Here is an 11,113-nt window from a genome sequence, read left to right as displayed (position 1 = left end):
TCAAAGAGTCTAGTAACGATGGCGAAGAGGTCACACCCGTTCCCATACCGAACACGGAAGTTAAGCTCTTCAGCGCCGATGGTAGTTGGGGGTTTCCCCCTGTGAGAGTAGGACGTTGCTAGGCACGCGAAGCCATTCCCTTTGGGGAGTGGCTTTTTTGTGTTTTCAGGGAGAATTTAATTACATTAATGAAGAGAGGATCCCGTTTAGTTATTGCGTTACCTTTTTATCCGATATAATCAACCTTTCTCCGTGAGCGCTCTATCCGCTGCGTTGACCGCTCTATTGGCGTCGCTGAGTGCTCTATTCCTCGCCGCGGCCGCTCTATCTGTCGTGCTCACCGCTCTATCGTCCCCCACGACCGCTCATAGCCTTCATTTTCCACTATGATTATCAATCTTTCCCCATAAGCGCTCTATCCACTGCGTTGACCGCTCTATCGGCGTCGCTGAGTGCTCTATTCCTCGCCGCGGACGCTCTATCTGCCGTGCTCACCGCTCTATCAGCCACGCTCAACGCTCTATGGCCCACCACACCATCGCTCATAGCCCTCATTACATGTTTACTTACTCTCTTTCCTATCCATAATTCAGACAATCTATCTTCCACAACCAGCAACTCACTCTCATGTACTCTCAAATACAAAAATCCCCTCACTATTTATTTCCCCTACAAATATTCATTTAACTTAATAGTCTATGGAAAGTTAGGGTATATTGATAGTAAGAGACGTACGATAGCAGGGGAGGGGATTTTATGGTTATAACGATAATTAAGCGGTTTTTTAAAGAACGCTTTTTTGATCAGGCGGCTCAGAATGCTTATTACTTGTTGCTTTCCGTGTTGCCTTTTTTACTTGTAGTGCTGTCGATTGTACAATTTCTGCCTGTGCAAGAGGCTAGTATTTTAGCGTTATTACGTCCGTTCGTGCCAGAGGAGTCGTTTCGGCTAATTGAGCAGAGTGTTCAGTCTATGCTTTATAAAAGTCATGGCAAGTTGCTCGTGTTGAGTGCGTTGGCCGCGTTGTGGACGACGTCTGTCGCGGTGCAATCCTTTGCCCGATCATTAGATTTAGCAAACAGGAGGCTTTATCAGCAGCCATTGTGGGTGAATATAATCCGTAATATAGGTGTAACGATTCTATTCATGCTTATCGTTCCGATGTCGCTATTTTTGCCTTTGATTGAAAAGCTTTTACATACCGTGATTGCGTATTATGATGTGCTGGATGCATGGGCAGGCTGGTTATATATTTGGCCGAATATTAAATGGGGGCTCGGTACGTTTTTCTTGTTCTTGTTCTTTTTGTTATTTTATCAATTGATGCCAACAGGAAAGATGAAGTGGAAAGAAGCGTTACCGGGGGCAATACTCTCAGCATTTGGTTGGCAATTTGTTTCATTGTTATTTGGTGAGTATGTATCACGGGTAGATTATTCTAGACTGTATGGACAGTTAGCAGGAATTATCATGCTTGTGTTATGGTTTTACTTAACGGCAGTGATTATTATTCTTTCAGGACTATTGAATGCAGAGTGGAGAAGGAAAGGGCGGTCTAAATGAAGATTTTAGTGGTAGATGATGATATACATATTTTGGATTTGGTCAGCATTCACTTGCGGCAGGCGGGATATAACGTTGTAAAGGCGATGAATGGACTGGAGGCACTTGAAGTAGTCGACAGAGAGTGGCCCGACTTAGCTGTGGTTGATGTGATGATGCCTGGCATGGATGGCTATGAGCTGACGAAGAGGCTCCGTGAAGATACAGAGATTCCTGTGTTGCTATTGACTGCAAAGGGTGAGATGGAAGACAAGGAGCGCGGCTTTTTAGCTGGATCAGATGATTATTTAGTAAAGCCGTTTGAGCCGAAGGAATTATTGTTCCGCATCCATGCCATTTTACGTCGTTATGATAAAGCGGTAGATCAGATGATTCAGGTTGGACCGTTACTGATTAATCGGAAGAGTTATGAAGTTGTGCTTGGAAAAAAATCGTTGCTGCTTCCGTTGAAGGAGTTTGAATTGCTATCGGTGCTTGCATCCCGTCATAGCCAAGTGTTCACGCGCGAGGTGCTAGTAGAGCGCGTGTGGGGCTTTGATTATGAAGGGGACGAGCAAACATTGAGTGTGCATATTAAACGGTTGCGCGATAAGTTGGAGAAGCTAACAGATCAGGTGAAGATCGTTACGATTCGTGGTGTTGGCTATAAGCTTGAGGTTTCTGAATGAAATCGCTGTACGGGAAGTTTTTGCTGTTAACGGTTGGTATTATGATGCTAAGTGCAATTCTAGCCTTTCTTTCAGTGAATACGTATTATCATCGATATTTAAAAGCACAAAACGATACGAAGAATGTCAAAGTGGCTGAGGGGATTGCGTCATTTGTTGAAGAAAATGATGGAATGGATCTATCCTCGTACTTTGATATGCTGGCCGATGTGGGATATAAGCTTTTGGTTATATCACCGGCAAGTAGTCCCACTATCTATGGCGAAGCGTTCCGTGATAATAATCTTGAAGAAGAAGCAATTCAGAAAGTCTACTCCGGCGAAGTATACCACGGTATGCGCGATTTAAAGGCGGAGACATTTGTGACTGGATACTTTTCCAATGAATCTGCCAATACAGTGGGAGTGCCTTTTACGTATGGGGGACAGACATATGCATTGTTCTTGCGACCAGATATTAAGATGCTGTTCACAGAAATTCACTATTTGCTTGGTGGTATGGTTATCGTCATGGCCATCATCAGTATTCTATCGATGCTCGTTGTGGCGCGTAAGTTGATAGCGCCGATTGTCGCCTTGACTAAGGCAACGAAAAAAGTTGGTGAAGAAGAATTTACTAGTGAACTGTCTATTGATCGAAGTGATGAAATTGGACAGCTTGCGAAGAGCTTTCAGCAGATGATTCATCGTCTCAATGAGAATGATCAGATACGTAAAGCATTTATTAGTGATGTATCGCATGATTTCCAATCGCCTTTATTAAATATTAAAGGCTACGCGGATTTATTATCGGATGAAGCGTTGCCCACAGATGAACGCATACGATATGCAGGAATCATTCAATCTGAAACGGAACGACTTTCGACATTGACTAAGCAGCTGCTATTTCTTACGTCGCTTGATCAATTGATATCGCCGCTACAAAAAAAAGAATACCGCGTAGATCAACAAGTGAAAGAAACGGTTCGTAAATTCCAGTGGTTATTACAAGAGAAAGAGATGTCTATCATGCTTGAGGTTGATGACATCACTTTTGAAGGAGACCCTGCATTTCTAGAGAAAGTATGGGAGAACTTATTGTCGAATGCCCTGAAGTATTCACCGAAGGGAGGGGCAATTGATATCCAGCTGACCAAGCAGTCAAACGAGGTCACTTTCTCGATTAAAGATACCGGCATTGGTATGACTGAAGAAACAAAGAATCGAATATTTGACCGTTTCTATCGTGCGGATCACTCAAGAACGCGTGAGGTAGAAGGTACGGGTCTTGGGTTGTCGATTGTTGAACAAGTCGTGCGTCTCCATGATGGGCGTGTGGAAGTAGTCAGTGAGCTTGGTGAAGGTACGGAATTTATCATACACTTGCCAAAGCTGTAACAAGAAGTTCATCTTCCGTTCATCTTGGTGAGTTATAATGAGTGTAGTAGAAAGATGACGGGAGGAAATATAGTATGCAAGAAAAGTGGAGTATACGATTAATCCGTATTGCAGCGATTTTTGGTTTGATAGGTACAGTTTTAGGTTCACATATGGCGGGAGCAGGTTCTTATGCGTTTCGACCAATTCATGCGCATATTTTATTAGTAGGTTGGTTGTCGGTATTTTCTTGGGGTGTGTTCTACAAGATTTACCGTGTACGTGCAAGAAAGTTATTAACACTTCAAGGTTGGACGGGAATTATTGGTGCAATTGGTTTAACCGCGGGCATGTGGTTACAATTTCTTCAACCGTTTAATATCAATGAAGTATTCGCTCTTGTGCTTTACATTGTAGGCGGTACTGTACTATTAGTAAGTTTTGCTTTATTCGTAGTAGTAACGTTTATGATTGAAAAATCACCTGCTGTGCGTCAATAAATCATCACCCAAGATTCCGGTTCGTTCCGGGCCTTGGGTTTTTTAATGTCGAATTATAGAGGAAAGTTTTCAGTCATAATCAGCAGATTCAACAAATAATTCATGACACCTATGACATACTAGAATGACCTAACAAATGAAGGAGCGAATGGCCATGACTGCTCGCAATCGGTTTCACCTCATTATGATTTGTTTTACTGTCTTGATTGCCGGGACGTTGTTGATCAAACAGACGGCAAGTTCAGAACAACGGAAGATAGAAACGATAGGAATTGATTATGCTCAGATGAACCAATCGGTTGAGAAGGTGTTAAAAGATATGCCTGAAATGGTAGAAGAGCTGACATCTATTCAATCTGGTATTCATAACAACAAACTTGAAAGCTCATTTTCAACAAATAAGACAGAGTTTCGTTTGCGCGTAAACAATAACCTGACAGGAGAGGAGCATTCTTCGCCATTTCTAAGAGGAATTGCGGAGAAGCAAACGGATCATTATCAAGATGCACTGGAAATTGCGGAAGAAGCATATGGAATTACGGTAACGGAAGATGAAATAGACGCGTATATCAAAGAGAATGTGTCGACGGTTTGGGATGCTGAAAAACGAAAGTATGCGAAGTCTCTTCAATTAACATTGAATGAGCTAGACTATTATTTCGACAGGGACATTTATGTGATGAATGTGCTATGGGAAAGAGTTCTGCCACTCGTTATGCAAGAGTTTCCAAGACAGCGTGGAGAGAGTGGACAAGCATATGGGAAACGTATTAAAGAAGAGTTTTTTAGCAGTATGGAAGATGAAGATTAGTCATAGGGTAACACTTGGAACTTGCTAGGCAGGGGGAATAGTAGAGCGTTAAAATAAAGAGATACGTAAGTTGATAATTTGAAGGAATAACTAGCAACATTTCCCGGGAAATTACTAAACCTATACTATATAAGCTGAAAAATTATATAGTATGAGTTTGCTTATAAAGAAAAGTCAGTCTCCCACAGGACTGACTTTTTGCTATGAAAAGAATTAATAACATTAAAAGTAGCTATTCGTATGTATCAATACGTACCCTTTCGATAATATAGTAATAAGGAAGTCAATTTAAAATACTAGACATAGTATATTTTAAATTACTGCGATAGCGTAGGCTCTATGCTATATTAAAGACTACCTTTTAATAGAAAGGGGTGGAAGAAATGCTAGAGTTTGGAGGCGTGATGGTCGGTATGGAATTAGGTAATATTCTAACAAATATTTTATCTGTTATAACTATATTGAATATCCTGCTACTAGCGTCAGTATTATTTATCGAAAGAAGAGATATTGGAAACACGTGGGCTTGGATCATGCTCTTGGTATTCATTCCTATTGCCGGATTCTTTATTTATCTGTTTTTCGGTCGCAGTTTGAAACAGAAAAACTTCTATAATCTTTCAGCCGCAGAAAGAAAGGCTGAGAAAACGGAAGTGGATAAACAACTACTACCCGAAAATTTGGCCATACTTGAAAATAATCCATTATTAAAAGAACATAGGGAATTAATTCATATGAATTTAAAGTCCTCTCACGCACTACTTTCCAAGGATAATCATATAAAGATCTTTGATGATGGGCATGCGAAATTTGCTGCGTTGTTCGAAGATATCAGTTTGGCGACTAAAGAGATTAATATTCAGTACTATATTATTCAGTCTGATTCCCTAGGTACTAAACTGCGTGATCTTCTAATTCAAAAGGCAAAAGAAGGAGTTAAAGTTCGACTTCTGTACGATGAAGTAGGATCTAAGAAGACGCCACCTAAATTCTATAATGATTTACGTGCAGCAGGTGGAAATGTGGAAGTATTCTTTCCATCCATGTTCCGTCTAGTGAACTTCCGGGTCAATAATAGAAATCATCGGAAGCTCTGTATTATTGATGGTGAAATTGCGTATATTGGTGGTTTCAATGTGGGGGATGAGTACTTAGGTCTTAATAAGAATTTTGGCTATTGGCGTGATACACATTTCAGGATGACAGGTGGGGCAGTCAATCACATTCAAGGAAAGTTCATTCTCGATTGGCATCAAGCGGGTAAGAAAGAGCCGGGTGATTGGGGAGACTACTTATTCCAGACTGAAAAACAAAGTGGCACTAGTCCAGTACAGATTGTCTCAAGTGGGCCGAACTCCGAGACAGAACATCTGAAAAATATGTACATCAAGTTATTATTGTCGGCTAAAAAAACTGTCTACATCCAGACACCCTATTTTATCCCGGATAATAGCTTTATGGACGCCTGTAAAATTGCATTATTATCCGGTGTGGATGTGCGGATTATGATTCCATGTAAGCCGGATCATCCGTTTGTTTACTGGGCTACTTGGTCTTATGTCGGTGATTTGCTTAATTATGGAGCGAAAATATTGTTGTACGAAAATGGTTTCCTACATGCGAAGACAATTGTCGTGGATGAGGAAGTAGCAGTAGTAGGTACTATGAATATTGATTCACGTAGTTTCCGTTTGAACTTCGAAGTAACTGCCATTGTTTATGATGAGAAAGTAGCGGCGCAATTAACTGACCTATTCCGTCAAGACACCGAGTTGAGTTCGAAACTGACGAAAGAGCGTTATGAAGAGCGATCATTGCTCATTAAGTTTAAGCAATCGATTTCTCGTTTGTTGTCGCCTATACTCTAATGTTTGGGAGTGCGTAATGCACTATTAATTAATCATTGTAGATGTGCATACGATTATATAAAAAGGAAGCAGCATGAGGCTGCTTCCTTTTTAAGTTTTTACGTTATGTAAAGACCAAGTTCAATTTTCCTTCTTTCAGTTCCAGTGAAGCATCGAACTTATTGCCATCTGCGGAGGTAAATCCTTTGATGACGTTAGTCTTACCTTTGGTACATAACAATTTGACTTGTGGTACGGTCAGTTTCTTTTTCAGGAACAGACCTGGAAAGGTTTGTTTACAGCCGTTTTTATAGTTACTGCAGCCGAAAAACTTTTGATGTTCAATAATCATGCCTTTACCGCATTTTGGACAAGGTGCAACTTCAGTTCGGGTGTACGAGCTCCTTCCTGAAGAAGGACGTGGCGGGAGCACGATATCAATCGTTTGTTTTTCTAATTGGACAGGTACATCTTCAATCAGTTTTTGTATAAATTTTGTTACGCTACCGAGGAAGTGCTGCCCCGTACCTTCACCATTGCCGATTTTCTTTAGGTATGTTTCCCACTTTGCGGTCATGGAAGGGCTGGCAAGCAGGCTGCCTTCGATCGTCTGGCAGAGTACGCGTCCTTTATCTGTAATGGATACGATATTCTTGTTTACAGCGATGTATCCGTGTTTTTTGATAGTCTCGATGATGCTACTTCGTGTCGCTTCTGTTCCGAGTCCTTCAATTTCCTTCAAAATATCCGTTTCACTTTGATCTTCCACTAATTTCCCGCACGTTTTCATCATAGCGATGAGTTGACCTTCCGTATACGGTTTCGGAGGTTGTGTCGCGCCTTCTTTTATACCGATTTCACTTTGAACCGTTTCTTCTTTCACAAGTGGCGGTAGGGTAGGTTCTTCTGCATCTTTTGCTTTAGTGGGTGCAGCAAAAAGTTCCTTCCAGCCTTTATCGCGCTCCGTTTTACCTGTTGTGAAGAATGGCAATCCGTTGACGTCTGTTATCACTTTCGTTTCAGTATAGAGATAATCCCTATGGAACATGGAGAGTGTAGTCCGTATAACTTCTTCATACAGATTGCGCTCGAGTGGTGACAACTTTGTCAGTGCAGCAGGAGTCGGCAGTTTTTTAGTCGGGATAATCGCATAGTGTTCTTGTACTTTTGAACTGTCCACATAGCGTTTTTTGGGTGTACGTGAAGCTACTTCAAACGGATGCTCTATCAGCTTTTGGTAATCTTCTACCGCCTCAACTAAGTAGTTGAATTCACTGGGCGTGATATGACGTGTATCGGTTCTTGGATACGATACTAGCTTTTTCTCGTAGAGCGTCTGCATCGTTTTTAACACGGTTGCGGGACTTGCTTTCCAGCGTCTGTTGGCTGTCGCTTGCAATGTCGATAGAGAGTGCAACTGTGGCGGCGGTGTTCGTTTATCAGTATTCGTCAGCTCGCTAATTACACCAGGCGTCCGCTTCGTAATATTACGGCTGTTTAATGCTTCCGCAATTAATTCACGTTTTGGTTCTTTGAGTTTTGCTTTTCCTTTATACGTACCGTGTTCCGCAGTGAAAATGGCTTCCGCTTCAAAGAATGGTTCAGACACGAATGTTTCAATTTCGCGTTGACGTTGGTAAATTAAATACACCGTTGGGGATTGTACCCGGCCAATCGGAAATACTTCTTCCATTCCTTTTGCTTTTAGCAGAAGGGTATATAACCGAGAACCATTCATTCCAACTAACCAATCGCTAATTTGACGGGCTTTCGCTTCCTCGTATAGTTGCAGGTCTTTCTTATTGTCACGTAAATTTTCAAATCCTTTACGCACTTCATCTGCTTCCAGCGAGTTAATCCACAGTCGCTGGATCAATTGATTGCGGGCACCGGTCATATAGTAGATTGAATAGAAGATATTCGATCCTTCTCGGTCCACGTCACAGGCATTGATGACAGTATTCGTTCCGCGAATCAATTTCTTCACGACCTGAAACTGCTTATATTTCCCCTGGGCTACCTGAAACTCATAACGCTCGGGTAAGATGGGCAAGCTCCCAAGCGACCAACGTTTCCAGGACGGGTTGTACGTGTGCGGTTCTTTTAATTCCACGAGATGCCCGACACCCCACGTCAAAAAAGCCCCTTCCGGAAATGTCGGGCACGGATTGATTTCCATATAGCCGTCATGTTTTCGAGAAGTGAAAGCATCGGCATACGCTTTTGCCTGGCTTGGTTTTTCAGCTAGGATTACTGGTTTCATGGGGCACCTCTTTCAGATATACAAAGATTAGTTATCCTATAATGATAGCTTATTCAGGGGCGGAGGGCTAGTCTGTAAGTATATTGTTATGGTATGCCTAGTTTTCATTGAACTCAGAAACATTTTGGAACCTGGTGCTCTCTATAAGTACTTCGATATGAAATAAACAATGTACAGAATATATTTCTACAAAAAAATGCAGCTAAAATAGACGTGCAGATTATCGCATGATGTAGTGTCCAATTAATTTATTTGAAAGAGAAGCGTGGAAGTCTTTTTCAAGTAAATGATCGCAAGGGTTACTGGGGGAGTTCCGCTAGTTCTATACTCCGTAGGTCTTTAACAGATAGAAAACGGGTACAATTCGGATATATGTATAGATCCGAATTGTACCCGTTCGTACGCCCAAATTCTTTAATCACAGTATGTGAGCTTGTACGTACGATAGTGTCAAAGGGTCAAACGAGTCATGAGTCTGATTCGTTTATTCAACCCTACTTTTGGTACATGACTCCAATAAATCCTACCCAACCATTAATTACGAACTAGATAATCAAACGCACTTAAAGCAGAAGTGGCGCCTGATCCCATTGCAATAATGATTTGTTTGTGCGCGCTATCCGAGCAGTCTCCTGCAGCAAATACGCCAGGCACGTTTGTTGCACCGCGCTTATCGACAATAATTTCGCCGAACTTATTACGTTCAACTGAGTCACCTAGCCAGTCGGTATTCGGTACGAGACCAATTTGAATAAATACGCCAGCTAATTCAATATGATGTTCTTCATTTGTGGCACGGTCAATGTACGTAATTCCGTTTACACTATCGGTACCAGTAATTTCTTTCGTTTGAACATTTTTCAGTACAGTGACGTTCGGAAGGCTATGAAGACGATCTTGTAAAACAGAATCGGCTTTCAACTCAGAAGCAAACTCAAGAACCGTAACATGCTTTACAATACCAGCAAGGTCAATTGCTGCTTCAATTCCAGAGTTTCCACCGCCAACGACCGCAATATCTTTACCCTCAAACAATGGACCATCACAGTGTGGGCAGTATGCGACCCCTTTATTTCTGAATTCGGCTTCGCCAGGTACACCTATATCGCGCCAACGGGCACCTGTTGAAAGGATAACGGATTTACTCTTCAGAACAGCACCGCTTTCCAGCTCAATTTCAATTAGGTCTTTCTTTTCCAGACGTTTCGCACGCTGTAAATTCATCACGTCTACGTTGTACTCTTTCACGTGTTCTTCAAGACTTGCGGCAAGTTTTGGACCTTCCGTGCGAGGAACACTAATAAAGTTTTCAATCGTAGCCGTGTCCAAAATTTGACCACCAAAACGATCCGCTACAATGCCTGTACGAATCCCTTTACGCGCCGCATAAATAGCAGCACTTGCACCTGCAGGACCGCCACCGACGACGAGCATATCAAACGGCTCTTTATTTTCAAGTTCCGAAGCGTCTGGAGCACTGCCCATTTTACCAAGGATTTCTTCCAGTGATATACGACCGCCTGAGAATTCTTCCCCGTTTAAAAATACCGTTGGAACAGCCATGATCTTTTTGCTTTCAACTTCTTCTTTAAATGCCGCACCATCAACCATCGTATGGGTTATGTTAGGGTTTAGGACACTCATAATGTTGAGAGCTTGGACAACTTCAGGGCAGTTTTGACAACTCAAACTAATATACGATTCAAAATGGTAGTTACCTTCAACTTTTTTTATTTGATCCATAAGCTTTTGATCTACTTTTGGAGCACGTCCACTTACTTGTAATAAAGCAAGAACTAATGAAGTAAATTCATGTCCAAGTGGGACACCTGCAAAAGTGATGCCAGTATCTTCTCCGATACGGTTTATACTAAAACTAGGTGTTCTTTCCAACTCAGTTTTCTCTACTTTAATGTGGGATGACATCATTTCTAATTCATTCATTAAACCGTTCATGTCATTAGAAACTTGATCAGACCCCGTGCTAACTTTCAGAAGCACGTCATTTTCCATCATTTCGAGGTATTGAGCTAATTGTGCTTTGATATCTGGTTCTAACAAGATTAATCATACTCCTCAATATTTTTATCTTTTAAAAAAAGCGGG

Annotated in this window: 8 protein-coding genes and 1 rRNA gene; 7 read left to right on the top strand and 2 right to left on the bottom strand. The window is 41.6% G+C overall.

Going from position 1 to position 11,113, the window contains the following annotated elements; translation table 11 throughout:
• Positions 1 to 8: 8 nt before the first annotated feature.
• From rrf to cls, 7 genes are all read left to right on the top strand, one after another.
• A 5S ribosomal RNA gene (rrf, locus tag Q7P97_RS05470) occupies positions 9 to 124 on the top strand.
• 632 nt (positions 125 to 756) lie between these two features.
• A complete protein-coding gene (locus Q7P97_RS05465; RefSeq protein ID WP_303967644.1) occupies positions 757 to 1,563 on the top strand; it encodes a YihY/virulence factor BrkB family protein in 807 nt (268 codons plus the stop codon).
• Entirely contained in the window at positions 1,560 to 2,231 is a 672-nt protein-coding gene (locus Q7P97_RS05460; protein ID WP_303967641.1) for a response regulator transcription factor, read from the top strand. The genes Q7P97_RS05465 and Q7P97_RS05460 overlap by 4 nt, the downstream gene beginning before the upstream one ends.
• Complete coding sequence (locus Q7P97_RS05455; protein ID WP_303967639.1) at positions 2,228 to 3,607, top strand: sensor histidine kinase; 1,380 nt, start codon at positions 2,228 to 2,230, stop codon at positions 3,605 to 3,607. Before Q7P97_RS05460 ends, Q7P97_RS05455 begins: the two co-directional genes overlap by 4 nt.
• A 74-nt stretch (positions 3,608 to 3,681) precedes the next feature.
• Positions 3,682 to 4,086 carry a hypothetical protein gene (locus tag Q7P97_RS05450; protein WP_303967635.1) on the top strand — a complete coding sequence of 135 codons (405 nt, stop codon included), beginning with the start codon at positions 3,682 to 3,684 and terminating at the stop codon, positions 4,084 to 4,086.
• A gap of 154 nt (positions 4,087 to 4,240) precedes the next feature.
• Positions 4,241 to 4,897 (top strand): hypothetical protein, encoded by a 657-nt coding sequence (locus Q7P97_RS05445; protein WP_303967633.1) that lies wholly within the window; start codon positions 4,241 to 4,243, stop codon positions 4,895 to 4,897.
• A 413-nt stretch (positions 4,898 to 5,310) separates the two neighbouring features.
• Complete coding sequence (gene cls / locus Q7P97_RS05440; protein ID WP_303967659.1) at positions 5,311 to 6,765, top strand: cardiolipin synthase; 1,455 nt, start codon at positions 5,311 to 5,313, stop codon at positions 6,763 to 6,765.
• Positions 6,766 to 6,868: 103 nt separating this feature from the next.
• Here cls and Q7P97_RS05435 read toward each other — a convergent pair whose 3' ends face one another.
• Entirely contained in the window at positions 6,869 to 9,007 is a 2,139-nt protein-coding gene (locus Q7P97_RS05435) for a type IA DNA topoisomerase (protein WP_303967632.1), read from the bottom strand.
• Positions 9,008 to 9,541: 534 nt separating this feature from the next.
• Positions 9,542 to 11,071 (bottom strand): alkyl hydroperoxide reductase subunit F, encoded by a 1,530-nt coding sequence (gene ahpF, locus Q7P97_RS05430; RefSeq protein WP_303967657.1) that lies wholly within the window; start codon positions 11,069 to 11,071, stop codon positions 9,542 to 9,544.
• Positions 11,072 to 11,113 lie beyond the last annotated feature (42 nt).

This window comes from Sporosarcina ureae, from assembly GCF_029267015.1.
Taxonomy (GTDB): domain Bacteria; phylum Bacillota; class Bacilli; order Bacillales_A; family Planococcaceae; genus Sporosarcina; species Sporosarcina ureae_D.
This window is presented reverse-complemented; position numbering and strand designations above follow the sequence as displayed.